22 protein-coding genes are annotated in these 25,942 nt (G+C 69.7%); 10 read left to right on the top strand and 12 right to left on the bottom strand.

Annotation, left to right across the window (positions count from 1 at the left end):
• Positions 1-29 precede the first annotated feature (29 nt).
• Positions 30-1,160, bottom strand: a complete 1,131-nt coding sequence (gene dnaN, locus ABT112_RS13995) for a DNA polymerase III subunit beta (protein WP_351509155.1) — start codon at positions 1,158-1,160, stop codon at positions 30-32.
• 856 nt (positions 1,161-2,016) lie between these two features.
• On the bottom strand, positions 2,017-3,876 hold the full coding sequence (gene dnaA, locus ABT112_RS13990; RefSeq protein ID WP_351509091.1) for a chromosomal replication initiator protein DnaA: 1,860 nt from the start codon (positions 3,874-3,876) through the stop codon (positions 2,017-2,019).
• A gap of 427 nt (positions 3,877-4,303) precedes the next feature.
• Between dnaA and rpmH the strand changes: the two genes are divergently transcribed.
• From rpmH to ABT112_RS13945, 9 genes are all read left to right on the top strand, one after another.
• The gene (rpmH, locus tag ABT112_RS13985) at positions 4,304-4,441 is read left to right on the top strand and encodes a 50S ribosomal protein L34 (protein ID WP_030354375.1); all 138 of its coding nucleotides are present in this window, start codon (positions 4,304-4,306) and stop codon (positions 4,439-4,441) included.
• A gap of 18 nt (positions 4,442-4,459) precedes the next feature.
• A complete protein-coding gene (rnpA, locus tag ABT112_RS13980) occupies positions 4,460-4,876 on the top strand; it encodes a ribonuclease P protein component (RefSeq protein ID WP_351509089.1) in 417 nt (138 codons plus the stop codon).
• Positions 4,873-5,190, top strand: a complete 318-nt coding sequence (yidD, locus tag ABT112_RS13975) for a membrane protein insertion efficiency factor YidD (RefSeq protein WP_351509087.1) — start codon at positions 4,873-4,875, stop codon at positions 5,188-5,190. Before rnpA ends, yidD begins: the two co-directional genes overlap by 4 nt.
• 3 nt (positions 5,191-5,193) lie before the next feature.
• Positions 5,194-6,312, top strand: a complete 1,119-nt coding sequence (yidC, locus tag ABT112_RS13970; protein ID WP_351509086.1) for a membrane protein insertase YidC — start codon at positions 5,194-5,196, stop codon at positions 6,310-6,312.
• Between the two features lie 12 nt (positions 6,313-6,324).
• Entirely contained in the window at positions 6,325-6,861 is a 537-nt protein-coding gene (locus tag ABT112_RS13965) for a Jag family protein (protein ID WP_351509084.1), read from the top strand.
• A gap of 105 nt (positions 6,862-6,966) precedes the next feature.
• Positions 6,967-7,686, top strand: a complete 720-nt coding sequence (gene rsmG, locus ABT112_RS13960) for a 16S rRNA (guanine(527)-N(7))-methyltransferase RsmG (RefSeq protein ID WP_351509082.1) — start codon at positions 6,967-6,969, stop codon at positions 7,684-7,686.
• A gap of 221 nt (positions 7,687-7,907) precedes the next feature.
• Positions 7,908-8,993 carry an AAA family ATPase gene (locus ABT112_RS13955; RefSeq protein WP_351509080.1) on the top strand — a complete coding sequence of 362 codons (1,086 nt, stop codon included), beginning with the start codon at positions 7,908-7,910 and terminating at the stop codon, positions 8,991-8,993.
• Positions 8,990-10,096, top strand: a complete 1,107-nt coding sequence (locus ABT112_RS13950) for a ParB/RepB/Spo0J family partition protein (RefSeq protein WP_351509078.1) — start codon at positions 8,990-8,992, stop codon at positions 10,094-10,096. The genes ABT112_RS13955 and ABT112_RS13950 overlap by 4 nt, the downstream gene beginning before the upstream one ends.
• Before the next feature lie 333 nt (positions 10,097-10,429).
• Positions 10,430-11,047, top strand: coding sequence for a GNAT family N-acetyltransferase (locus ABT112_RS13945; RefSeq protein WP_351509076.1), 618 nt, complete (start codon positions 10,430-10,432; stop codon positions 11,045-11,047).
• 62 nt (positions 11,048-11,109) lie between these two features.
• On the opposite strand, the gene trxA is transcribed toward ABT112_RS13945, so the two are convergent.
• From trxA to ABT112_RS13910, 7 genes are all read right to left on the bottom strand, one after another.
• The gene (gene trxA, locus ABT112_RS13940; protein WP_351509074.1) at positions 11,110-11,439 is read right to left on the bottom strand and encodes a thioredoxin; all 330 of its coding nucleotides are present in this window, start codon (positions 11,437-11,439) and stop codon (positions 11,110-11,112) included.
• A gap of 40 nt (positions 11,440-11,479) precedes the next feature.
• On the bottom strand, positions 11,480-12,454 hold the full coding sequence (gene trxB / locus ABT112_RS13935; protein WP_351509072.1) for a thioredoxin-disulfide reductase: 975 nt from the start codon (positions 12,452-12,454) through the stop codon (positions 11,480-11,482).
• Between the two features lie 111 nt (positions 12,455-12,565).
• Entirely contained in the window at positions 12,566-13,474 is a 909-nt protein-coding gene (locus ABT112_RS13930; protein ID WP_351509070.1) for an anti-sigma factor family protein, read from the bottom strand.
• Positions 13,471-14,148 carry an RNA polymerase sigma factor SigM gene (gene sigM / locus ABT112_RS13925; protein WP_351509153.1) on the bottom strand — a complete coding sequence of 226 codons (678 nt, stop codon included), beginning with the start codon at positions 14,146-14,148 and terminating at the stop codon, positions 13,471-13,473. Before sigM ends, ABT112_RS13930 begins: the two co-directional genes overlap by 4 nt.
• 53 nt (positions 14,149-14,201) lie before the next feature.
• On the bottom strand, positions 14,202-15,935 hold the full coding sequence (locus ABT112_RS13920; protein ID WP_351509069.1) for a protein kinase family protein: 1,734 nt from the start codon (positions 15,933-15,935) through the stop codon (positions 14,202-14,204).
• Positions 15,936-16,047: 112 nt separating this feature from the next.
• Positions 16,048-18,213, bottom strand: coding sequence for a murein biosynthesis integral membrane protein MurJ (murJ, locus tag ABT112_RS13915; protein WP_351509067.1), 2,166 nt, complete (start codon positions 18,211-18,213; stop codon positions 16,048-16,050).
• 45 nt (positions 18,214-18,258) lie between these two features.
• Positions 18,259-20,625: a DUF6049 family protein gene (locus ABT112_RS13910; RefSeq protein WP_351509065.1), complete on the bottom strand. Its 2,367-nt coding sequence runs from the start codon at positions 20,623-20,625 to the stop codon at positions 18,259-18,261.
• A 238-nt stretch (positions 20,626-20,863) separates the two neighbouring features.
• On the opposite strand from ABT112_RS13910, the gene ABT112_RS13905 reads away from it, so the two are divergent.
• Positions 20,864-22,309: a CCA tRNA nucleotidyltransferase gene (locus tag ABT112_RS13905; protein WP_502975334.1), complete on the top strand. Its 1,446-nt coding sequence runs from the start codon at positions 20,864-20,866 to the stop codon at positions 22,307-22,309.
• Between the two features lie 89 nt (positions 22,310-22,398).
• Here the strand turns inward: ABT112_RS13905 and ABT112_RS13900 are convergent, their stop codons facing one another.
• The 3 genes from ABT112_RS13900 to ABT112_RS13890 all read right to left on the bottom strand — a co-directional run bounded on the left by ABT112_RS13900 (position 22,399) and on the right by ABT112_RS13890 (position 25,623).
• Positions 22,399-23,685, bottom strand: a complete 1,287-nt coding sequence (locus ABT112_RS13900) for an MFS transporter (RefSeq protein ID WP_351509062.1) — start codon at positions 23,683-23,685, stop codon at positions 22,399-22,401.
• A gap of 100 nt (positions 23,686-23,785) precedes the next feature.
• The gene (locus tag ABT112_RS13895) at positions 23,786-24,868 is read right to left on the bottom strand and encodes an inositol-3-phosphate synthase (RefSeq protein WP_351509060.1); all 1,083 of its coding nucleotides are present in this window, start codon (positions 24,866-24,868) and stop codon (positions 23,786-23,788) included.
• A 50-nt stretch (positions 24,869-24,918) separates the two neighbouring features.
• Positions 24,919-25,623, bottom strand: coding sequence for a PadR family transcriptional regulator (locus tag ABT112_RS13890; protein ID WP_351509058.1), 705 nt, complete (start codon positions 25,621-25,623; stop codon positions 24,919-24,921).
• Between the last annotated feature and the right edge of the window lie 319 nt (positions 25,624-25,942).

Genomic DNA, 25,942 nt, shown 5'->3' with positions numbered 1-25,942 from the left:
GCTCGGTGGCGGCCGGCGACAGCCGTGGCTCAGCCGCTCAGCCGCACCGGCATGATCAGGTACTTGTACGCGTCGTCCGCCTCGGCGTCCACGGCGGGCTTGCCGCTCAGCAGGGCCGGCTTGGTGGACGTGGTGAAGGACAGCTGGGCCACCGGGGAGTCGATGGCGCTGAGGCCCTCGAGGAGGAAGCCCGGGTTGAAGGCGATGGAGATGTCGTCGCCGTCGAGCTGGCAGTCGACACGCTCCACAGCCTGTGCGTCGTCGCTCGAGCCGGCTTCCAGGATCAGCACACCCTGCTCGAAGCTCAGCCGGACCGGGGTGTTCCGCTCCGCGACCAGCGCCACACGCTTGACCGCGTCCACGAACGGGGCGGTCTCGATCACCGCGACCGAGTTGAACTCGGTCGGGAAGAGCGTCCGGTACTTCGGCAGGTCGCCCTCGAGCAGCCGGGTGGTGGTACGGCGCCCGGCGCCCTCGAAGCCGATCAGGCCCTCGCCCGCGCCGGAGCCGGCCAGGGCGATGCTCACGGTGTCACCGCTGGTCAGCGACTTGGCGGTGTCGAGGAGCGTCTTGGCGGGCACCAGGGCGACGGCGGAGACGTCCGGCGTCTCGGGCTTCCACAGGAACTCGCGGACGGCGAAACGGTAGCGGTCGGTGGCGGCCAGCGTGACGGTGTCGCCCTCGATCTCGACCCGCACACCGGTGAGCACGGGCAGCGTGTCGTCACGGCCGGCGGCGATGGCGACCTGGGCGGCGGCCGCGGCGAAGACGTCACCGGGGACGGTGCCGGTGGCGGTCGGCATCTGCGGCAGCGCCGGGTACTCCTCCACCGGCAGGGTGTGCAGGGTGAAGCGGGAGGAACCGCAGACCACGGTCACCCGCACCCCGTCCGTGGAGATCTCCACGGGCCGGTTGGGAAGGGCGCGGCAGATGTCGGCCAGCAGCCGGCCGGAGACGAGGACGGTGCCGTCCTCCTCCACGTCCGCGTCGACGGAGACCCGGGCCGACACCTCGTAGTCGAAGCCGGAGAGGCTCAGGGAGCTCTCCTCCGCCTTCAGCAGCAGGCCCGCGAGGACGGGCACCGGCGGACGGGCCGGGAGGCTGCGGGCTGCCCAGGCCACCGCCTCCGCGAGTACATCGCGTTCCACCCGGATCTTCACCGGAACCGCCTCCTGCTGTTGCTCACTCGCCCTGCTGGCCTTCTTCGTCGTCGGCACCGGATCCTCCGGCCGGAGGCAGCGCCGATGCCGGAGACCAGTCTGACGCACGCCACGGACAGTCGGTGCGGCTCGGGGTCAAGTCGTTGCGAGGGGTCCCGGTCGCTCCGGGGCCGAGTTGTGCACAGGACCCGTTTCCGGAGGAGTTTCCCGCTAGATCTACGTGGTCGTAGTAGTAGGCCTTGTGGAAACCGTGGATAACCGTGTCTGCCCAGGTCAGAGCTGAAATTTTGTCCACTGCCCCTGTGGGCGCAGCCCGTGGACAACCGGGCATGTCTGTGGACGCGGGAAAGTTCTGCACACGCGGTGCACAGCCTGCACCCGGTTCTCCCCAGCGGCGTCCCCAGGTTTACCCAGGTTCTCCCCAGCCCAACCGGCCTCGTTGGTGTGACGCCTTTCACTCGGCCCGGTGAGAGCGGGTGTTGCGTTGCCGAACAGTGGACAACGGTGTGGAAAGGCTGTGCACAAGTGGCCTCTCCCTGTGGGCGGCCGGTGGACAACGGAGCGGGCCCGCTGTGGGCACTCTCGTCATCCACAGTCTGTGGAATCCGGTTGACCACAAATCCACACCCCGCTGACCTCCCAGGATGCTCTGTCACCGCAGCCGGTTGTGGACGCGATCTGGACAACTCCCCAGTCCCCAGGGTGTGGAAGGGGCCTGGGCCGCTGTCTTGTGGAGAAGCCGCCCGACCGGGCACGGATTCGAACAGCCCTGGCCGCCCCGACGACGAAGGGCGCCCCGGGGAATCGTCCCCGGGGCGCCCTTCAGGTGTGCTCGGACCGGCTTACGCGCCCGTTCTCAGCCGTTCTTGATGCGGTTCGTGAGCTCGGTGACCTGGTTGTAGATGGAGCGCCGCTCGGCCATCAGCGCGCGGATCTTCCGGTCCGCGTGCATCACGGTCGTGTGGTCGCGGCCGCCGAACTGCGCACCGATCTTCGGCAGCGACAGATCCGTCAGCTCCCGGCACAGGTACATGGCGATCTGCCGCGCGGTCACCAGCACCCGGCTGCGGGAGGAGCCGCAGAGATCGTCCACGGTCAGCCCGAAGTACTGCGCGGTCTCGGCCATGATGGCCGTGGCCGTGATCTCGGGAGCCGCGTCCTCGCCGCCGGGGATCAGATCCTTCAGCACGATCTCGGTGAGCCCCAGGTCCACCGGCTGCCGGTTCAGGCTCGCGAACGCCGTGACCCGGATCAGCGCGCCCTCCAGCTCACGGATGTTCCGCGAGATCCGGGAGGCGATGAACTCCAGCACCTCGGGCGGTGCGTTGAGCTGCTCCTGCACCGCCTTCTTGCGGAGGATCGCGATCCGGGTCTCCAGCTCGGGCGGCTGGACGTCGGTGATCAGCCCCCACTCGAAGCGGTTCCGGAGCCGGTCCTCCAGGGTGACCAGCTGCTTCGGCGGCCGGTCCGAGGAGAGCACGATCTGCTTGTTGGCGTTGTGCAGCGTGTTGAAGGTGTGGAAGAACTCCTCCTGCGTCGACTCCTTGCTCGCCAGGAACTGGATGTCGTCGACGAGCAGGATGTCCATGTCCCGGTACCGCTTGCGGAACGCGTCCGCCTTGCCGTCGCGGATGGAGTTGATGAACTCGTTGGTGAACTCCTCGGAGCTCACGTACCGCACCCGCGTCCCGGGGTAGAGGCTGCGCGCGTAGTGCCCGATCGCGTGGAGCAGGTGGGTCTTGCCCAGGCCGGACTCGCCGTAGATGAAGAGCGGGTTGTACGCCTTGGCCGGGGCCTCGGCGACCGCCACCGCCGCGGCGTGCGCGAAGCGGTTGGAGGCACCGATGACGAAGGTGTCGAAGAGGTACTTCGGGTTCAGGCGGGCGGTCGGCTCACCGGGGCCGGTGGCCGGCGCGGGCTGCGCGGCGAGCGGCCCCGGGGCACCGCTGGGCGCGGGCGGCCCGCCGTGGGAGCGGCCGTGCCCCCCCTGCTCCGGGATCTCGCGGCGCAGCGGCTCGTACGGCCGCTCCTGCTGCGGTTCGTAACCCCGCTCCTGCTGCCCGTCGTAGGGCCGGTCCTGCTGCGGCGCGGTGCGCGGCGAGGCGTACGGGTCGTGCTCGGGGAAGCCGCCGAGACGCTGCTGCTGCCAGCCGTAGTCGTCGCGCGGAGCGTGGCCGCCCATACCGGAGCCCCGCGGCCAGGCACCCGGTTCGGGGCGGCTCTGCTGGTACTCGGGGTACGCGGGGCGGGCGGTCGGCAGCGGCTCGGAGCTCCGGCCGTAAGGAGGGGCATACCCCTCGTAACCGTCGTAGCCGTCGCGGCCGGGCTCCTGGTGCGGGGGCTGGTGCCGCGGGGGCTCGTCGTACCGCTGGAGTTCCGGCCGCTGAGGGTCCGGCCGCTGAGGTTCCTGCCTCTGGAGGTCCGGAATCTGCGGAGCGGGGGGTTCCTCGGCCGCGCTCACCGTGATCGCCAGGCGGACCGTCTGGTTGCACTCGCGGCTCAGCGCGTCGCTGATCAGCGGGGAGAGCCGGCCTTCGAGAACACCCTTGGCGTACTCGTTGGGCACGGCGAGCACCGCGGTGCCGGCGACCAGGACCAGGGGCTGGCAGTCCTTGAGCCAGCGCTGGTCCTTCGCTTCGATGCCCTGCCCCTCTCCGAGGAGCTGGTCGAGCACGCGTGGCCACACTGCGGCAAGATCGGCAGGTACGTCAGCCACAGGGCACGCTCTCTCACTCGCTGGGTGGGGGGTGGCGCCGACGGGTCCCACGAATGTGTGGTTCTCGGGACGGGCGGGAAGGAAACGGAGTTGGGCCACGGTAGTCAGGGCGGCGTGCGCGGTTCAAGTCGTTGTCCACAGGGTGTGTACAAATGTGCCATGCCGGAGCGGGGTCCCCTACCCTGGCCCATGAAGAAGCGGCTTTCCGTATCACCGGGACGCCACCGGTTTGACCGGATGGCGTAGCCGCGCGTACCGTGACCAGGTCGAGTTGTCGATGGCTGCTGCCGCCTGCCTCCGATGGGCAAAGATCACGAAATTGTGGTCATGAAGCGGTGCACTCGGGCGTATTGCGAGCTACTCGTGGGCGCACGGTGACAGCCAGGCGATATCCCGCCATCACCCGATTCATTTCTGGAGCCCCCGAGTGAGCAAGCGCACCTTCCAGCCGAACAACCGTCGCCGCGCGAAGACCCATGGCTTCCGGCTGCGTATGCGTACCCGTGCCGGCCGTGCGATTCTCGCGACTCGCCGTGGCAAGGGTCGCGCGCGCCTGTCCGCCTGATCGGAACAGGCCCGGTCCGTGCTGCCTTCCGAGAATCGGCTGAGGCGGCGTGAGGACTTTGCGACCGCGGTTCGCCGAGGACGCAGGGCGGGGCGACCCCACCTTGTTGTCCATTTTCGAAGCGCCACCTCCTCGATACGAGGAGGCACGGACCCGCATGCGTCTGGGGAGAACGCTACCCCGGCGCGTGCGGGTTTCGTCGTGAGCAAGGCTGTCGGCGGCGCGGTCGTCCGCAACCTGGTGAAACGGCGGCTGCGTCACCTGATGCGTGACCGGCTCCCCCTGCTCCCCGCAGGTAGCCTGGTTGTGGTACGGGCGCTGCCCGGTGCCGGTGAGGCGGACCACCACCAGTTGGCCCGCGACCTCGACGCCGCGCTGCAGCGCCTGGTGGGTGGGGCCACCCATGGCGAAGCCGAGGGGAGGGCGCCGCGATGAAATACCCGCTGCTGTGGTTGATCAAGCTGTACCAGTGGACCATCAGCCCGATGCTCGGGCCGGTCTGCAAGTACTACCCGTCGTGTTCGCACTACGGCTACCAGGCCATCGACGCACACGGCGCGGTCAAAGGGACGGCGCTGACCGCCTGGCGCATTCTGCGTTGCAACCCGTGGTCGCTCGGTGGCGTCGACCACGTTCCTCCCCGGAAGCATCCGGTCTGGCACCAACGGCTGAGGAGCCGGTGGAGCGGTCGTTCCTCCGGAACGCCCGCGGGCCAGGCCGAGACTCAGCCCAACGCCCAAGGAGTCTGATTCGTGGACACGATCCTCGGTCCTCTCTATACCGCAGTTTCCTGGATCATCGTCCAGTTCCACTCGCTGTACAGCCTTGTCTTCGACAAGGACAGTGGGATGGCCTGGGGTCTGTCCATCGTCTCCCTGGTGGTGCTGATCCGCATCTGCCTGATCCCGCTCTTCGTGAAGCAGATCAAGGCGACGCGGAACATGCAGGTGCTCCAGCCGAAGATGAAGGCGATCCAGGAGCGCTACAAGAACGACAAACAGCGCCAGTCCGAAGAGATGATGAAGCTCTACAAGGAGTCGGGCACCAACCCGCTCTCGAGCTGTCTCCCGATTCTGGCGCAGTCGCCCTTCTTCATCTCGCTGTACCAGGTCCTGAACCACATCGCCAACGACAAGCCCGTCGGCGTCATGGGCCAGGGCCTCGTCGACAGCGCCCGGAGCGCGAAGATCTTCGGCGCTCCCATCGCCTCCAAGTTCCTGGACAGCACGGACAAGATCGAGTCCCTGGGCGCCACGCTGGTCGATGTGCGGGTCGTCACGGTCATCATGATCGTGCTGATGTCGGCGTCGCAGTTCTACACCCAGCGCCAGCTGATGACGAAGAACGTCGACATGACGGTGAAGACGCCGTTCATGCAGCAGCAGAAGATGCTGATGTACGTCTTCCCCATCATGTTCGCCGTCTTCGGCATCAACTTCCCGGTCGGTGTCCTCGTCTACTGGCTGACCACCAACGTGTGGACCATGGGCCAGCAGATGTTCGTCATCCGCCGGAACCCGACTCCCGGCAGCGTCGCGTTCAAGGAGCGCCAGGAGCGGCTGCGGGCGAAGGGCAAGCTCAAGGAGGACCCCGCCGAGGTCGAGGCCAAGAAGGCTGCCGAAACCGCTCGGGCCACGCGGCAGCAGCCGAAGCGCCAGAGCAAGGCGAAGCGGCACACCGCTGGTGCGACGCCGCAGGCGGGCAAGGGGACGGACGCGGACTCCGCTTCGTCGGCCGACAAGCCGTCGCTCCAGAAGAAGGAGCAGTCGCAGGACGCCGGCGGCCCGAAGCCTGCCGGTGGCACCTCCCGTAATGCGAAGTCCGGGCAGCGCAAGGGCCAGCAGCGGCCCAAGCACCCGTCCAAGAAGTAAGGAGACCGTCCGGTGACGGAAGGCACGACCAGCCCCTCGCCCTCGGTGGAGGCGACCGACGCCGCCGAGGGCGGCGACACCCTGACCCGTCTGGAGCAGGAAGGGGAGATCGCGGCCGACTACCTCGAGGGGCTGCTCGACATCGCGGATCTCGACGGGGACATCGACATGGATGTCGAGGCCGACCGGGCCGCAGTCTCGATCATCAGCGACTCGACCAGCCGCGACCTGCAGAAGCTGGTGGGCCGCGATGGAGAGGTGCTGGAGGCACTCCAGGAGCTGACCCGGCTCGCGGTGCACCGCGAGACCGGCGACCGCAGCCGCCTGATGCTGGACATCTCCGGATTCCGGGCCCGGAAGCGTGAGGAGCTCGCGGAGCTGGGCGCCAAGGCCGCCGAGGAGGCGAAGGGCAGCGGTGAGCCGGTGAAGCTGAAGCCGATGACGCCCTTCGAGCGCAAGGTGGTCCACGACGCGGTGGCGGCAGCGGGGCTGCGCAGCGAATCGGAGGGCGAGGAGCCCCAGCGCTGCGTCGTGGTGCTCCCGGCCTGACCGACCGGTCCCCGAGTACTCCTGGCCCCGCCTGTTCCGCAGGCGGGGCCGTCTTTTGTCAGCCTGAACATCAGCATGCACAGCGTGTACGGAAGGACGGTCCCCGTGATGGAGGAAACGGAGCTCCCACCGGCCCCGCAGGAGGCAAGGGCGGTATTCGGTGAGCGCCTTCCGGAAGCGGTGCGCTATGCCGAGCTGCTCGCCGACGCGGGTGTCCGACGCGGGCTCATCGGCCCCCGTGAGGTCCCGCGGCTGTGGGAGCGGCATCTGCTCAACTGCGCGGTGCTGTCCGAGGCCGTTCCCGAGGGGGTCACGGTGTGCGATGTGGGCTCGGGGGCCGGGTTGCCCGGCATCCCGCTGGCCCTGGTCCGCCCGGATCTGCGGATCACCCTGCTGGAGCCGCTGCTGCGGCGCACCACCTTCCTGCAGGAAGTGGTGGAGCTGCTGGGCCTGGACCATGTGACCGTGGTGCGGGGCCGTGCGGAGGAAGTGCTGGGAAAGCTGCCGCCGGTGCATGTGGTCACAGCGCGCGCCGTCGCCCCGCTCGACCGGCTGGCCGGCTGGGGTGTCCCGCTGCTGCGCCCCTACGGAGAGATGCTCGCGCTCAAGGGCGACACGGCCGAGGAGGAGCTGAAGGGCGCCCGTGCCGCGCTGAGCAAGCTCGGAGTGGTGAAGACATCGGTGCTGCACGTCGGGGAAGGCTTGGTGAACCCGCCTTCCACGGTGGTGCGCGCCGAGGTCGGGGAGAGCCCCGGTGGTGTGCGCTTCGCGGCCAAGCGAGCCAAGGCGGCCCGGACGGGACGGGCGAGGCGTCGCCGGTCGTAGCCCCAATGCTCCATACAAGCTGCCAAAACTACACAAATCGGAGTGTCGTGACCCGGTAAGGCGTGTGCCCATGCAAGGTGTTTCACGTGAAACGTCGCTCCCTGTTGCATGGAATCATCAGCCGTGGCCGTGCGGCTGCCTCGCCGCGCGACCGTAGAGCCGCTATCTCTGTGGATTCATCCACAGGAGGACGGGCCTCGCTGGTTCACGACCCCGAAAGCATGGCAGGCTCTGTTCATTGCGAGCCTGTAGTCGAGGAGAGTGAATCCTTGCGGTCCGACGCCAACATCGCGGGACCGATGACCGATCCGGTCCCCGGCCCCCGCACCGAATCGGTGGGGGAAGACGTTTCACGTGAAACGCCAGCTCCCATGGACGACACCCCCATCGGCCGTGCCGCCCAGCTGGCGGTGGAAGCGATCGGCCGCGCCGGTGAGGGGCTGCCACGCCCCGAGCAGACGCGGGTGATGGTCGTGGCCAACCAGAAGGGCGGGGTCGGGAAGACCACGACCACGGTCAATCTCGCCGCGTCCCTCGCGCTGCACGGTGCCCGGGTCCTGGTGATCGACCTCGACCCTCAGGGCAACGCCTCGACGGCTCTCGGTATCGACCACCATGCCGAGGTTCCGTCGATCTATGACGTGCTGGTGGAGAGCAAGCCGCTCTCCGACGTCGTGCAGCCGGTTCCGGACGTCGAGGGACTGTTCTGCGCTCCGGCCACCATCGACCTCGCCGGCGCGGAGATCGAGCTCGTCTCCCTGGTGGCGCGGGAGAGCCGGCTGCAGCGTGCGATCCAGTCGTACGAGCAGCCTTTGGACTACGTCCTGATCGACTGCCCGCCGTCGCTCGGACTCCTCACGGTGAACGCCCTGGTGGCTGGCGCCGAGGTGCTGATCCCGATCCAGTGCGAGTACTACGCGCTGGAAGGACTCGGGCAGTTGCTGCGCAACGTGGACCTGGTGCGGGGTCACCTCAACCCTCAGTTGCATGTGTCCACGATCCTCCTGACGATGTACGACGGCAGGACGCGGCTCGCCTCCCAGGTGGCGGACGAGGTCCGCAGTCACTTCGGGGGTGAGGTGCTGCGGACGAGTATCCCGCGGTCCGTGCGGATCTCGGAGGCCCCGAGCTATGGGCAGACGGTGCTGACCTACGATCCCGGTTCCAGTGGTTCGCTCTCCTACCTGGAGGCTGCCCGGGAGATCGCACTCCGGGGTGTGGGCGTGCACTACGAGCCGCAGCGTGCGCACGCTGTCGGCCAGGGCGCCCAGCAGGACCAGCACACGATGTCGGAGGGCATGCAGTGAGTGATCGTCGTAGGGGACTGGGCCGTGGGCTCGGTGCTCTGATTCCCGCGGCTCCGCAGGGGGCGGACAACGCCGGGCCGACCGTGGGCCCAGGGGCGACCTCCCCGTCGGCGGTCCCGGTGCTCACCACCGAGCGGGGGGTGGCGGCTGCCAAGGTGGCCACCCTGCCTTCTGCCGTTTCACGTGAAACGGCAGCCGGTTCCCCGGACGAGGCCGCGACGGCGGCTGCTCCGGAGGAGCAGCCGAGCGGAGCTCACTTCGCCGAACTGGTGCTGGACACGATCACGCCCAACCCCCGGCAGCCCCGTGAGGTCTTCGACGAGGACGCTCTCGCGGAACTGGTCACCTCGATCCAGGAGGTCGGGCTCCTCCAGCCGGTGGTGGTCCGGCAGTTGGCGCCGGAGCGCTATGAGCTCATCATGGGGGAGCGCCGCTGGCGCGCCTGCCGTGAGGCAGGGCTGGAGCGGATCCCCGCGATCGTCCGGGCCACCGATGACGAGAAGCTTCTGCTCGATGCGCTGCTGGAGAACCTCCACCGGGCGCAGCTGAACCCGCTGGAGGAGGCTGCCGCCTACGACCAGCTGCTGAAGGACTTCAGCTGCACCCATGACCAGCTCGCCGACCGCATCGGCCGGTCGCGTCCCCAGGTCTCCAATACGCTGCGGCTGCTCAAGCTCTCCCCGTCGGTCCAGCGACGGGTCGCCGCGGGAGTGCTGTCGGCCGGACATGCCCGTGCGCTGCTCTCGGTCGAGGACTCCGAGGAGCAGGACCGGCTGGCCCATCGGATCGTGGCCGAGGGGCTCTCCGTACGGGCCGTCGAGGAGATCGTCACCTTGATGGGCTCCCGGCCGAGCAGCGGGCCGAAGCCCAAGGGGCCGCGGGCCGGAGCCCGGGTGTCGCCGGCGCTCACGGACCTCGCCTCCCGGCTGTCCGATCGCTTCGAGACCCGGGTGAAGGTGGACCTGGGGCAGAAGAAGGGCAAGATCGTCGTCGAGTTCGCTTCGATGGACGACTTGGAGCGGATTCTCGGGACGCTGGCCCCCGGTGAGGGCCGGGTGCTGGAGCAGAAGCTCTCGGAGGAGGCCGCGGACAGCGAGGACTGAACAGCTTCCTCTCCGCAAACCCAGGGCGGGACGTGTGCCTGCTGGGACGTCGGGATCACCCGGAGTTCCAGCAGGACGACACGGACCGCCCTTTGCATTTCTGCGGTATCGGTGCAATCTCCACCTGGATACGATGTGGTCGGGTATGGCGCATCCACGTGGAGAGACCTCTTTGAGAGGAAGGGCCATGCGAACGGTGAGCCGCACCGGATTGATCGCAGCAGGATTGAGCCTGGGAGCAGTCGGCGGCTTCGTCGGCAGCCTCATCAGGGAGCGCGAAGCGCTGGCAGCCGCCCGAGGGGCGGCGGGCTACGGAAGCGAGGAACAGGCTGCATGGGGCGTCGGCTCGTACCGCTCACACTGGACAACCTCCCGGATCTTCCCAAGCGTTGCCGCTCCTGTGTCTTCTGGGAGCTCGACCCGGTCAGCGGAGAAGCCGCGGTAAAGGCCGGCAGGCCGGAACTGGAGAAGGAGGCCTGGATCTCCGCCGTGCTGCTGGAGTGGGGGTCCTGTGGCCGGGTGATCTATGTGGACGAGGTCCCGGTCGGCTTCGTGCTCTACGCGCCCCCTGCCTATGTGCCGCGCTCCACGGCGTTCCCCACCAGCCCGGTGTCACCGGACGCCGTGCAGCTCATGACCGGCTGGATCATTCCCGGGTACCAGGGCCAGGGGCTCGGGCGGGTCATGGTGCAGACCGTGGCCAAGGACCTTCTCCGCCGGGGCTTCAAGGCGATCGAGGCGTTCGGGGACGCCCGGTGGCAGGAGTCGGCGTGTGTGCTCCCGGCCGACCATCTGCTCGCGGTGGGGTTCAAGACGGTACGGCCGCACCACCGCTTCCCGCGTCTGCGGCTGGAGCTCCGGACCACCCTCTCCTGGAAAGAGGACGTCGAACTGGCCCTGGACCGGCTGCTGGGGGCGGTCCAGAAGGAACCCGCCCTCCGTCCGTTGTGAGAGAACGTGAAACAGGCCCGCCCCGGAAGGGGCGGGCCTGTTTCACGTGAAACGGCGGAGCGTCAGCCGATGAAGTCCTCGAGGTCGCGCAGGAGCGCGGCCTTCGGCTTGGCACCGACGATGGTCTTCCGGACCTCGCCGCCCTGGTAGACGTTGAGCGTCGGGATGGACATGACGCCGTACTTGGCCGCCGTGCCCGGGTTCTCGTCGATGTTGAGCTTGACGATCTCGATCTTGTCGCCGTGCTCGGCGGCAATGGCCTCCAGTGAGGGGGCAATCTGGCGGCACGGGCCGCACCAGGCAGCCCAGAAGTCCACGAGGACGGGCTTGTCGCTCTTCAGGACATCCTCGTCGAAGCTGGCATCGGTCACGTGCTTGAGGTCGCCGGCCATGGCGGTCTCCTAAATCGTTGGTGCGAGGGGAAGAGAGGTCTCAGAGAGCTGCTGCGGCCTTCTCCGGCTCAGCGGGCTGGGAGTCGCTGAGCGCGGCGAGGAACCGCTCGGCGTCGAGGGCGGCGGAGCACCCGGTCCCGGCGGCCGTGATGGCCTGGCGGTACGTGTGGTCCACCACGTCACCCGCAGCGAAGACGCCGGAGACGTTGGTGTGGGTCGAGGGCGCGTCGACCTTGAGGTATCCCTCGGAGTCCAGGTCGAGCTGACCCTTGAACAGTTCGGTGCGCGGGTCGTGGCCCACGGCGATGAAGAGTCCGGTCACCGGAAGTTCGGACAGCTCGCCGGTCTTGGTGTTCCGCAGCGTCAGCCCGGTGAGCTTGGGGTCACCGTGGATCTCGGAGACCTCGCTGTGCCAGGCGAAGGAGATCTTCGGGTCCGCGAACGCCCGCTCCTGCATGGCCTTGGAGGCGCGGAGGGCGTCACGGCGGTGGATGATGGTCACCGACTTGGCGAAGCGGGAGAGGAAGGTCGCCTCTTCCATCGCGGTGTCGCCACCGCCCACCACGGCGATGTCCTGGTCCTTGAAGAAGAACCCGTCACAGGTGGCGCACCAGGAGACACCGCGGCCGGACAGCTCGTCCTCGCGCGGCAGCCCCAGCTTGCGGTGCTGGGACCCGGTGGAGACGATCACTGCCTTGGCGCGGTGCACGGTACCCGCCGAGTCCGTGACGGTCTTGACCTCGCCGGTCAGGTCCGCGGAGACGATGTCGTCGGGGATCAGCTCCGCCCCGAAGCGCTCGGCCTGGGCGCGCATGTTGTCCATCAGGTCCGGACCCATGATGCCGTCGCGGAAGCCGGGGAAGTTCTCCACCTCGGTGGTGTTCATCAGCGCACCACCGGCGGTCACGGAGCCCTCGAAGACCAGAGGCTTCAAGGAGGCGCGCGCGGTGTACAGCGCCGCGGTGTAACCGGCCGGCCCGGAGCCGATGATGATCACGTTACGGACGTCGCTCACGGGTGTCTTCCTCGTCTCTGCCGACTGCTCTTCGGTCCGTGGGGACTCTCATCCCACCCAACGGATCCTACGGGGCGAGCATTCCCGGAGTGGCACGCCGCACGCGGGTCATCAGCCGCGTCGGACGCTGCGTGTGAGCAAGACCTCGCCCGGCCCCTGCGGGGCCCTCCCGGCACAGGAGGAGTCGACGACGTAGGCATCGACCCGCGCCGTGTCCGAGGGGTCGGGCAGGACGACGAGATAGGCCTCGGTGCCCCGGTAGGTGCCCTCGGTGGCGGCGAGGGGTGCGTCGGAGCGTCCGATCCCCTCCCGTACACAGGACGGCACGGTGACGGCACTCCCCCGCAGGGTCCGGTTCGGGCCCTGTTTCGCGCCCATGCCCTCGGACGGCTTCTTCTTCGGGCCGGCGGCCAGCAGGCTCTCGACCCGCGCCTCCACCTTCTGGCCCGAGAAGCTCCCGGCCGCGGTGCGGTTGCCCGGAGAGTCCGTCGCACCGGGGGGCTTCGCGGTGGTGCCGCCCGGGGAGCCGATGGCATGAAACACGACGCCGCCGAGACCGAGTGCGGCCAGCGCCGTGGCGGAGCCGAGTACGGCGGTCCGCCAGCGCCGTGTACGGCGGCCGCGACCGGGTCCCGTCGTGCCGCGCGGCCGGCCCTCGGGGCGGTCCACGGTCCGCGTGCTGCGAGCCGGCTCTGTTTCACGTGAAACAGAGGGCGACGCGGAGACGGATACGCCGGTTTCACGTGAAACAGCCGCCGGTGCGGTGGCGTCCAGGAGTGCTTCCGCGGCGAGTGCCGCGTCGATGCGGCCCGCGACGTCGGCCGGCATCCGGGCAGGGCCCGGGAGGGTGCCGAGAAGCTCCCGGATCTCGTCCAGTGAGGTACGGACATCGGCGCACAGTTCGCAGCTCGCCAGGTGCTCTCGTACGTCCGCCGTGCGGTCCGGGGAGAGCAGCCCCTCGGCGAGTGCGGAGATCTCCGCCACTTCCGGGTGCTGGTCCGTGTCAGTCGAGGATGTCACGCCCGCCCACCTCCGCCCTTCACGGCATCTGTGTCCCTCGGTCCTGCCGCCTGTGGGACGGATGGCCGCCGTGTCCGGTTCCGTCCCTGCCCCGGGTCCATGCCGTCGCCGCCTCCGGGGCGCAGATGGGTGAGCTGCGGCAGCAGTCGTGCGCGGCCACGGGCGCACCGGCTCTTCACGGTCCCGGTCGGGACGTCGAGAATCCGGGCCGCCTCCGCGACGGGGTAGCCCTGCATGTCCACCAGGACGAGCGCGGCCCGCTGTTCCTGGGGCAGCGTGCCCAGTGCCTGCAGCAGCTCCCGGTGCAGGTCGTCACGCTCGACGGGAGCGGCGGCGGACTCGTGGGGCTCGAGAAGCTGCTCCAGACGTTCGGTCTCGGCGACCGGGGAGCTGCGGCGTGAGGCGGCCTTGCGGGCGCGGTCGAGGCAGGCATTGACGGTGATGCGGTGCAGCCAGGTCGTGACGGCCGACTGGCCGCGGAAAGTGTGGGCGGCCCGGTAGGCGGACACCAGGGCGTCCTGGACGGCATCCGCGGCCTCCTCACGGTCACCGAGGGTCCGCAGGGCCACCGCCCACAGCCGGTCCCGGTGCCGTCGGACGATCTCCCCGAAGGCGTCGTGGTCCCCCGCGACGTGGGCGGTGAGGAGCTCCTGGTCGCTCGCGGCGCCGTACATGGCGTCGTCGTCCACCTCGGAACCCCTCCCCTTCACCTGTCCTGCCGGCCGGATCAGCCCGTGATCTCGATCTCCGAGATGCCCCCGCGATACTTGTCGGGCTGGTCGTCCGGCGCCAGCTCGGTGATGTGGATCAGTACGTATCGCGTCCGGACAGGCTTGTCGAGCGTGGTCTTGAGCTTGGCCCCGGCCTTCTCCAGCTCGGTGAGGCGCTCGGGGAAGTCGGAGAGCGCGGAGGCCGATGTCGCGGCTTCGTCCGCGGCCAGAACCTCCACGGTCTGCCCGCCGCGGTACAAGTCCACATCGAAGCCCGAGACCTTCTTGGCGCTGCCGAGGTCGACGACGATGCCGCTCCCGTCCCGGTACTCCGGCAGGTTCCCGAAGTTGGGGTAGCCGTAGAACGCCTTGGTCGTCCAGGCGGTGCCCGGGTCCTTGTCCGCGGAATTGGGAACCTTTGCGGGGACCATGGGTTGGCGCCCCGACGTGAACTCGGTCCTGTTGGCGATCTCCAGCGGCTTTCCGGGGACCTTTTTCTTCTTCCCGGAGCCACCGCCCCCCGTGTGCTGGGGGGTGCCGTTGGATTCGTCGGTGCGGTCCGAACGATTGATCAACACGTCGGCGAGCTGCCAACTGCCGAGGCCCAGCGCTGCGATGAGCAGGGCGGCCACGGTCCACTTCAGCATCTTGCCGCTGCGCGTCTGGAGCGGCGGGGGAGGCGCCGGAACGGCGTGAGCCGGGACCCCCGGCCCGTGGTGGCCGGGCGGGGTGGCGTACTGGCTCCGGCGGTAGCCCGCCGGCTGGTACGCGGGGGTGGCGAAGGACGGCTCCGGCGGTCGGATGCGCGGCAGCGCGGCCACGGCCTTCGACAGCTCCTCCGGCGTGGTGCAGGGCTGCTCCTGGCGGGACGGCGTGGCGCCGTTGTTCGCCAGCGCGCGCATCGCGAGCTCCGCGAGGCCTCGGTGCACGCCTGCCCTGACCTGGTCCGGAGCGATCAGCCCCACGCCCTTGGGCAGGCCGGAGAGACCGTAGGCGTTCTCCTCGTACGGCCAGCGCTGGGTCAGCGCGGCGTACAGGAGCGCACCGATGGCCTCGGTGTCCACCCGCTGGGGCTGCTGGGAGCTGATGCCGCGCAGCGCCGCCATCACGGCCAGACCACGGATCCGGTACTGGCCGGACTCGGTGCGCAGGACCGAGCTCGGCGTGAGCCTCAGGTGGGCCAGACCTTCCCGGTGGGCAGCCGTCATCGCCTGGGAGACCTGGCTGACGAGCTGGTGCGCCTCATGCGGCTCCAGCGGCCCGGAGGCGAACACCGTGGTGAGCTCGGTAGCGTCGGGAAGCCACTCGTGGACCACGTAGACCAGGTCGTCCTCCTCGACGGCGTCGAGGACCTGGACGAAGCGGGGGTCGGGCAGGAGTGCCGCGGAACGGGCCGCGGCCAGGACCGGACGGGCCCGCGGGTGGTCGGCGTGCAGCAGATGGACGCCGACGGCCCGCCGGAGTTTCTCGTCCACGGCACGCCAACTGCTGAATCCGTCCAGTCGGGTGACGCACTCCTCGAGGCGGTAGCGTCTGGCCAGTTTGTGGCCGCTGTGCAGCTCCGGGGGCTCCACGTCCGGCACAGAGCTCGTGCTCGTGTTCTGCGCCGCGCCGGTGGTCGCGTTCTCCGCGTCCTCGCCGGCCTTCTCCTGGGTCTCCACCCCGTCGGCCGTGGCCTCGCCCGCCTGGGCGGTCAGCGACTCATCGCCGCTGTCGGCCACGTCGACGGCAGCCGTGCTCCGTTCCGCCACCGTCGTTCCTGCCTCCCCATCCGTTGCACGCTTTCGCACCACAGCAAAGACAATTGTGCCCACAGTCCGCCGCTATGCACGACACACAGTGGCGCACGATGGTTGTGCTCCGTCAGCGACCGAGTCGGCCGCGGACCATTCCGACCATGGCGGTCAGTTCCTCGACCCGCATGCGCTTCGCCGCTCCGTAGAACACGCCGATGAGCACGATCCCACCACCGAGCAGGGCCGCGAGAGAGCCGAGTACGCCATTGTCGAGGAGTTCGAGGACGGCGAACGCCACGGCTCCGCCCAGGAGAGCCGCGGGAACGCTGGCTCCGATCAGCCGGGCGTAGGTGCGGACCACATGGGCGCCGTCCAGATCACCGCCCAGACGGGTGCGCAGCCGTCGCCAGGCGACACCCACCCCCACGACGTACGCGAGCCCGTAGGAGGCGGCCATGCCGACCACGGCCCAGCGGGCGGGGAGCAGCACGAACGAGAGGCCCGATGCCGCGGCGTTGACGGCCGCGACGATCAGCGTGTTGTAGAAGGGGGTCCGGGTGTCCTCGTAGGCGTAGAAGCCACGCAGGACGACGTACTGCACGGAATAGGGGATCAGGCCGAGGCCGAAGGCCATCAGGACGTAGCCGATGCTGCGGGCACCGGATTCCCCGGAACCGGCGTACAGCAGAGTGGCCAGCGGCACGCCCAGCGCCAGGAAGGCGAAGGCGCACGGAACGATCGCCACGGCCGAAGTGCGCAGCCCGTACGAGATGTCGTCCCGGACGGCGCTCGCGTCGCCGTCCTGGGCGGCCCGGGAGATGCGGGGCAGCACGGCGGTCATCACGGAGACGGTGATGATGGCCTGCGGCATCTGCCACAGCAGCAGCGCGTAGTTGTACGCGGTGATGCCGGTGCCGGTGTAGCCCTGGTCCTCCGCCACCGAGCCCGCCCAGGTGGCGAGCTGGGTGACGACGACCATGCCGAGCTGGTTGGCCAGCACGAAGAGGAAGGTCCACTTGGCGAGGCGCGCGGCCTTGCCGAGCCCGTGGCCGCGCCAGTCGAAGCGCGGACGGATGCGGAACCCGGCCTCACGGAGGTACGGCACCATCGCCAGGGCCTGGACGACGAGGCCCAGCAGGGTGCCGACGCCCAGCAGCCGGACCCCTTCGGGGGTGATGGTGGCGGCGCTGACCCGGGTGTCGGTGAAGCCGCCGAAGGCCCAGATGAAGGCTCCGAAGGTGGAGATGACGACGATGTTGTTGAGGACCGGGGTCCACATCATGGCGCCGAAGCGGCCCCGGGCGTTGAGGATCTGGCCGAGCACCACATGCACGCCCATGAAGAACATGGTGGGGAGGCAGTACCGGGCGAAGGCGACCGCCACCTCCATCTGCTCGGGGTCGGAGGCGATCTTCGGCGACATCATGCGGATGAAGAGCGGGGCGCCCAGGACACAGACGGTGGTGACACCGGCCATCAGCGCCATGACGAGCGTGAGCAGGCGGTTCGCGTAGGCGTCGCCGCCGTCGTCGTCGTTCTTCATGGCACGGACCAGCTGCGGGATGAACACCGCGTTGAGGGCGCCGCCCCCGACCAGGATGTAGATCATCGTGGGCAGGGTGTTGGCGACCTGGTACGTGTCGTTGAGGGTGCCCACACCGATCGCCGCGGCGATGACCAGGGTGCGCAGGAAGCCGGTGATCCGGGAGACGATCGTGCCGGCCGCCATCAGGGCGCTCGACTTCAGGATGCTCGAGGCGCGGCCGCCGGAGCGCTTCGCAGGGGCTGCCGGCGGCTCCGGAGCCGGGTCCGCGACGGGCTCGGCGGGAGGCGGCGGAGCGGTGCTGGGCGCAGCCTGCTGGTCGTACGGCTGCTGCTGGTCCCGGTAGAGGTGGGCGAACGCGTTCTGCTGCCGGGTCTCGTCGGACGCCCGGCCGGCCAGGCCGTTCACGCCCAGCTGTGTGGTCGCCGTGTCCTGCGCGTAGGGCAGCCGGCCGCCCGCCGCACCCTGCTCGGGGGCGGGCGGAGGGCCCCACAGCCGCGGGTCCGGCGCCTGCTGAGGCTGGTGGAAGGGACGGGCCTCGGCCTGCGTCCCCGGGGGCGGAGGGTGCGCCGCACGGTCGTACAGCGCCTCGGTCACCGGGTCCTGGGCGGAGGGTGCCTGATCGCGGTACGGGTCGTGGGCGTACGCGTCCTGCCCGTACGGGTCCGGGCCGGGGGGCGCCGACGGCACCTGGGCCGCGGGGTCACCGGCCGGACTCTGCCCGCGGTCACCGTCGTACGGCGCGTTCATCGCTACCCCACCTCATCGTCCCCGGCCGCACGGCCCCGACTACGCTCAACGGTCCACCTTCTCACCCGTGCCGGAGGCGTCATCGCTTTCCGGTCCGGTGTCCGGCGTCACGTCACCCTGCTGCCCGGAACCAGGGGCACCCGTGCCGGAGCCCTCGGAATCCGCCTCTTCGCCGGTCGCTTCCGCGGGCTCGCCGGAGGTGCCGGCGCTCTCCTCGACGGGCTCGGAGCCCTCCGCGGCGTCGCGGGCGGCTGCCCGCTTGCGCTGGGTGTACATCCGGATTCCGGCGAGCACGAGGAGCAGCACGCCGCCGGCGATGACCAGCATCACCGTGGACGTGATCTCGGTGACGTTCACCTGGAACGTCATGGGGGCGCCGTAGGGCGTGCCGTCCTCGGTCTCGAGCCGAGCGGTCACCCAGACCTTGCCGTTCGCGTGGGCCGTGGTGTCGAACTTCACCGACTGGCTGTGACCGCCCTCGATCCTGATGGGCTGCCCCTCGCCGACGTCGAGGCGGTTGGGCTGGCCGGAGGTGAGGACGAGCTTCATCCCCTTGACGCCCTGGACCAGGTTGTTCTGCACGGTCACCGGGATGGTCGCGCTCCGCCCGGACAGCGTCTGCGTCGACTTCTGGATGAGCCGGACCTCCTGGGTGAGGCCCGAGAGGTACTCCTGCACGGTGTCGCGGAACGCCGCCGCGCCGTCGGCGTCCCCGCGCCAGGACGTGGACATCCCGCGCATGATCGTATTGCCCACCGGCGTCACGACGCGGTCCTGACGGGAGAGGATCACCTGGAAGCCCTCGAGCGCCCCCTGCGTCCGCTGGATCTCCCGGAAGGCCTCCGTGGGCAGCTCCTGCTTGCGGAGCGAGCGCGGGTAGGCCGCGGGGCTCGGGATCCGGCTGTTGGCCCGCGGGTCGGGCTTCGCCTTCGCCGCGTCCCCGAGGTCCAGCGGTTCGGTCCAGCGCTCGTCCTCGAGTCCCCTGACCGCCTCGGCCATCGTCCGTGCCTGGCTCGCGGTGGGCATGCGCTGGGGCGCCACGACGATGCTGCGCTGCTTGCCCGGCGCCTGCATCGTGACCATGAGGGTCTGGGCGAGGAACCGCTGCCGGCTGAGGGTGGACTCCTCGGCCTCGGACAGGTCGCCCTCGAAGGCGGTGGAGAGACGGGCGTCCGACACGACCGCCCGGTTGCCGCCGCCGATCGGACGGGCCGCCGTGGGGCTGTAGGAGAGGGCCCCGGACTCCCGGAGGCTGTCGTTGCGGGTGATCACGTTGTGGGCGCCGGCCGAGGTCGCGACATCGACGACGGAGGAGTCGATGGCGCCGTCCACGGGCCAGGCGAAGTCGGTGCGCAGCTTCGCGCCCGGCAGCATCGTCTCCGCTGTCCGGGAGGCGAGGTCGGTGGCGGGCCTGAGGTGGGCCAGCGCTCCGGAGACGTCCTTGCCCCGGTGGGCGAGGGAGGCGAGATCGGGGTCGCCGTACGGCAGGGCGACGACCTCATGACCGTCCGTGGCCTTCTGGAGGTCGCTCAGCCACTGCCTGGCGACGGCCTGTCCCTTGCCCGAGACCGTCGAGCCGTCGGGCTGCTGGACCTTGTAGTTCTCCGCCATGGCGGAGACGGCTGCCAGCAGGTCCGGGTCGACGACCCAGGTCACCGGGAGGCTCTTGCCGAGGCTCACCATCTGCTGGAGCCGCCCGCCCGGGGCCAGCTCCTCGGTGAGGGAATCGTCACGGAAGACCGGTGTCTGCTGCGCGTCGGAGCCCGTCTCCGCGCTGAGGTGGGGAGAGGAGATCAGCGGCCACATGAAGCTGAGCCGGGTCTTCTGCCGGGCGGCCGAGGTCTGCCAGGGCAGGAAGGTCCGCTCGATGCCCAGCACGTGCTCGTACCGCTGCGCCCGGGTCTGCCCGGAGACCGAGACACCGAGCTGGTAGATGCCCGCCTGCTTCAGGTCGAGGTCCTTGGCCGGGACGCTGAGACTGAACCCGCGCGTGATGCCCGAGGGAAGATCCCGGAGCTCGAGAGTGTGCTTGCCCCCGATCTCCTGCCCGTCGGTCCCGGGCACGTAGCCGGTGCGCCGGTCGGCGCTGTCGATGCCGCTCCGGCTGTTCAGCGTGGCGCCGACCCGCAGTCCGACGTGGGCATCGGTCACCGTGGAGCTGCTGTCGTTGGTGACGGTGCCCTTGATCGTGACCGTGTCGCTCTTCGAGGGGGACGACGGTGTCATCGAGTTGATCGAGACGTCGACGGACCGCGACCCGGTCGCCTTCGGTGCGGCCTGGGCCGACGGCGCCGCGGGAAGCTGCAGCGGACCCGCGGCCAGTGGCACCCCCACCAGCACCGCGGCGGTGCGCCGCAGCCACCGGCGGGCGGGAGCGGGTCGCGTCCCCTGGTTCTGTGCCGCCTCGGCCACGCCTCGCCCGTCCCTCGTCGTTGTCAGTGGTGGTCGTCGGATGTGCGTCCCCGCATGGTAACGAGGTCGACCGGGGCTACGTGCCGGGGCGTGCTCCACATGATCGCCGAGGCGTCCGGCCCGCCCGGAACGGGGACGCCCCGGCCGGTTGCGGCACGTACCCTGTTCTGTTGTGCCGAACGCCAAGAATGAGAGCCACGCCCAGCAGACCTCGCAGCCCTCGCCGCCGGCGAGCGAGCTGAACCAGGCGCAGCGCCGTGCCGTCAGTGAACTGCTGCGAGTGTCCCCCGTCGCCGACGACCTCGCACGCCGCTTCCGTGAGGCGGGCCACTGTCTCGCCCTGGTCGGCGGATCGGTACGGGACGCGTTGCTCGGCAGGCTCGGCAACGACCTGGACTTCACCACGGACGCCCGCCCCGAGGACGTGCTGAAGATCGTGAAGCCGTGGGCGGACACCGTGTGGGAGGTCGGCATCGCCTTCGGCACCGTCGGCTGCCTGAAGCACAGCCGTGGCGGTGACGGCACCCGGAGCTACCAGATCGAGATCACCACGTATCGCTCCGAGGCCTACGACCGGACGTCCCGGAAGCCGGAGGTGTCCTACGGCGACTCCATCGAGGAGGATCTCGTCCGCCGCGACTTCACGGTGAACGCGATGGCCGTCGCGCTGCCCGAGAAGGAGTTCGTCGACCCGCACGGCGGTCTGCAGGACCTGGCCGCCCGGGTGCTGCGGACTCCGGGTGCCCCGGAGGACTCCTTCTCCGACGACCCGCTGCGGATGCTGCGGGCCGCGCGGTTCGCCGCCCAGCTGGATTTCGAGGTGGCGCCGGACGTCGTCGCTGCGATGACGGCGATGGCGGACCGGATCGGGATCGTCTCCGCCGAGCGCGTCCGTGACGAGCTCAACAAGCTGGTGCTCGCGGCCCGCCCCAGGAAGGGGCTGAAGCTGCTGGTCGACACCGGGCTGGCGGACCACTTCCTGCCGGAACTCCCGGCCCTGCGGCTGGAACGCGACGAGCACCACCGGCACAAGGATGTGTACGAACACTCGCTGACCGTGCTGGACCAGGCCATCGCCCTCGAAGAGGGTGAACCGGACCTGGTGCTGCGGCTGGCCGCGCTGCTGCACGACATCGGCAAGCCCCGGACCCGGCGCTTCGAGTCGGACGGCCGGGTCTCCTTCCACCACCACGAGGTGGTGGGCGCGAAGATGACCAAGTCGCGGATGACCAAGCTGAAGTACTCCAACGAGCTGGTGAAGGACGTGTCGCGCCTGGTGGAGCTGCACCTGCGCTTCCACGGCTACGGCACGGGTGAGTGGACCGATGCGGCGGTCCGCCGGTACGTGCGGGACGCCGGTCCGCTCCTGGACCGGCTGCACAAGCTGACGCGGTCGGACTGCACCACGCGCAACAAGCGCAAGGCCAACGCCCTCTCCAGCGCCTACGACGGCTTGGAGGAGCGGATCGCGCGGCTCCAGGAGCAGGAGGAGCTGGACTCGATCCGGCCCGATCTCGACGGCAACGAGATCATGGAGATCCTCGGCGTGGGGCCCGGCCCGATGGTGGGCAAGGCGTACAAGCACCTGCTGGAGCTGCGGCTGGAGAACGGTCCGATGGAGCGTGACGGTGCCGTGGCCGCGCTCAAGGAGTGGTGGGCCGCCCAGGAGGCATCCACGGGCTGACCCGGCGACGGGGCGCGTGTTTCACGTGAAACATGCCTCCGCGGCGACGGTCCCAGGGGCGGTGTTTCACGTGAAACACCGCCCTTCGCCTATGCGGGCCGGGGCCGGCCGGTGGCCACGGCGATGACCGCGTAGAGCAGGGCCACGGTGATGACCAGCACGGGCGACTGCCCGTCCGGGGGCAGCATCAGAGCGGCCACCCCGGCGGCTCCGACGAAGGCGACGTTGAAGAAGACGTCGTAGAGGGAGAAGATCCGCCCGCGGAAGGCGTCGTCGACCGCGGACTGGACCACGGTGTCCGTGGCGATCTTCGACCCCTGGGTGATCAGCCCCAGCACTCCCGCGGCGACCAGCATCGGCGCCGGTGCGAAGGGAAGCCCGAGTGCGGGCTCCAGCACCGCGGCCACGCCGGCGCAGACGATCACCCAGCGCAGCGGGCCCTCCTGCCCCAGCCAGTCGGCGGACTCCAGCCGCTCGACGGCCCAGGGGGTGACCACGGCCGCCGCGAAGAAACCCACCCCTGACGCGACGAGTGCCAGTCCGAGGAGCGCAAGCCCTTTCGAATCGGTGTCCGACCAGGCGTAACGGCACAGCATCAGCACCATCACCGTGAGGGCGCCGTAGCAGAAACGCATCAGGGTCATGGCCGCCAGAGCGCGGGCGGCGGGCGGCCGCTGCGCCAGGTGGCGCACCCCGCCCCTGAGGCCGCGGGCGGTGCCGGCCAGTGCGGCCCGCAGTCCGGGCTGCACCAGTGCCGGATCCGGTCCCAGCAGCCCCCGCGCCATGCGCAGGGCGGCGAGGGCCGCACAGAGATAGAGGGCGGCTCCCAGCAGCACCGTCACGGCGTCCGAGTCCCAGCCCACGAGGCGGACCAGGAAGGCCAGGCCACCGCCCGCCGTGGCGGCCAGGGTCCCGGCGGTCGGTGAGACGGCATTGGCCATCACCAGCCGGCGCGGGCTGTCGACCACGTGCGGCAGGGCGGCGGACAGCCCCGCGAGAACGAAGCGGTTCACCGCGGTGACCGAGAGCGCGGAGACGTAGAAGAGCCAGTCGGGGACGCGTCCCACGATCAGGACCGCCGTTCCGCAGGCGAGGACCGCCCGGAGCAGATTGCCGTGGAGCAGGACCTGCCGCCGCTGCCAGCGGTCCAGCAGGACGCCCGCGAAGGGGCCGACGACGGAGTAGGGCAGCAGCAGCACGGCCATCGCCGAGGCGATGGCGCCGGGCGAGGTCTGCCGCTCCGGGGAGAAGACGACGTAGGTGGCGAGCGCGACCTGATAGACGCCGTCGGCGGACTGGGACAGCAGGCGGACGGCGAGCAGACGACGGAAGTCGCGCAGCCGCAGCAGCACGCGCAGATCACGCACAACGGGCATGGCTCACAGCCTCACACAGCGCACCGGCCCCCGGGCGGATTGCCCGGGGGCCGGTGGTCACGGGATGAACCGGCGTCCGCTCACGGCCGGACCGGCGTCATCAGCGCTCGGCGTCGCCGTTGATGAACTTCTCCACGTTCTCGCGCGCCTCGTCGTCGAAGTACTGCACCGGCGGCGACTTCATGAAGTACGAGGACGCCGACAGGACGGGTCCGCCGACCCCGCGGTCCTTGGCGATCTTCGCGGCCCGGAGCGCGTCGATGATGACGCCCGCGGAGTTGGGGGAGTCCCACACCTCGAGCTTGTACTCCAGGTTCAGCGGGACGTCGCCGAACGCGCGGCCCTCGAGGCGCACGTACGCCCACTTGCGGTCGTCCAGCCAGGCCACGTAGTCCGACGGGCCGATGTGGACGTTGTCCTCGCCCAGCTCGCGGTCGCGGATCTGCGAGGTGACGGCCTGGGTCTTGGAGATCTTCTTGGACTCCAGGCGGTCGCGCTCCAGCATGTTCTTGAAGTCCATGTTGCCGCCGACGTTGAGCTGCATCGTGCGGTCCAGGACGACGCCCCGGTCCTCGAACAGCTTCGCCATCACACGGTGCGTGATGGTGGCGCCGACCTGCGACTTGATGTCGTCACCGACGATGGGCACGCCCGCCTCGGTGAACTTGTCCGCCCACTCCTTGGTGCCCGCGATGAAGACCGGGAGGGCGTTGACGAAGGCCACCTTGGCGTCGATGGCGCACTGCGCGTAGAACTTCGCCGCGTCCTCGGAACCCACCGGCAGGTAGCAGACCAGGACGTCGACCTGCCGGTCCTTGAGGACCTGCACGATGTCGGCCGGAGCCTCGTCGGACTCCTCGATCGTCTGGCGGTAGTACTTGCCCAGACCGTCGAGGGTGTGGCCGCGCTGGACGGTGACGCCGGTCGGCGGCACGTCGCAGATCTTGATGGTGTTGTTCTCGCTGGCGTCGATCGCGTGCGCGAGGTCCTGACCGACCTTCTTCGCGTCGACGTCGAAGGCGGCCACGAACTCGATGTCCCGCACGTGGTAGTCGCCGAACTGCACGTGCATCAGACCCGGCACGCGGCTCTTCGGGTCGGCGTCCTTGTAGTACTCGACGCCCTGTACCAGCGAGGCGGCGCAGTTGCCCACGCCGACGATGGCTACGCGAACCGAACCCATTCCGGTTGCTCCCTGTGTGTTCTCGACGAGGTCCTGCGGGGTGCAGGACCTCACTTGGCGGTGTCGTCGGACGGATCCGGACGGGAGCTACCCCGGTCCCGGGGCAGGCCGCCCGCGTTCCCTGACTGGTCCTGTGGGTGCGATGCGGGCCGCTCGGCGGGCACGGAACCGTCCCCGGCCGACGGGCGCCGCTCGCGCCCGGTCCGCTCGCTCTCGATCAGCTCGTTGAGCCAGCGGACCTCGCGTTCCACGGATTCCATCCCGTGCCGCTGCAGCTCGAGGGTGTAGTCGTCCAGCCGCTCCCGGGTGCGGGCCAGGGAGGCGCGCATCCTCTCGAGGCGCTCCTCCAGCCGGCTGCGGCGCCCCTCCAGCACGCGCATCCGCACATCGCGCGAGGTCTGGCCGAAGAAGGCGAAGCGGACGCCGAAGTGCTCGTCCTCCCACGCGTCGGGGCCGGAGTGGGCGAGCAGCTCCTCGAAGTGCTCCTTCCCCGCGGCTGTCAGGCGATAGACGATCTTCGCCCGGCGGCCGGCCAGCGAGGCCGCGAGAGCGTCCTCCGGAGCGCTTCCCGGCTCCTCGATCAACCACCCCTGGCCGACCAGAGTCTTCAGGCAGGGGTAGAGGCTGCCGTAGCTGAAGGCGCGGAAGACACCCAGCGAGGTGTTGAGCCGCTTCCGCAGCTCGTAGCCGTGCATGGGGGACTCGCGGAGCAGCCCGAGAACGGCGAACTCGAGGATGCCGGAGCGTCTGCTCATCCTTCGCCTCCCCTTCTCCTGAATCCCTTATGCCGAGCTGATGTATCGACTCGATACATCCAGACGATAGATCGCCCCTCCGGTTGCGACAAGGGGAGCCATAGTGAACGGCGTCACATCACTGATTCGTAGGAATCAACAGGACTGATTTGGGGTGAAGATGCGTGCTGCGCGGGTTTTGGGCCTGCGTAGTCTGTGCGCCATGCAGACCAGTGGGAACCAAACAGCACCGTGGGACGTCCTCGTCACCGGTGCAGTGCGGCCTGTTGTCCTCCGGGGCAGGTCCGCGCTTCGGGGGGACCGGAAGTCAACTGTCGCT

This window comes from Streptomyces sp. NPDC002055, assembly GCF_040296705.1.
GTDB lineage: Bacteria > Actinomycetota > Actinomycetes > Streptomycetales > Streptomycetaceae > Streptomyces.
The sequence above is the reverse complement of the archived record's forward strand: the minus strand, read 5'-3'. Positions and strand labels throughout refer to the sequence as shown.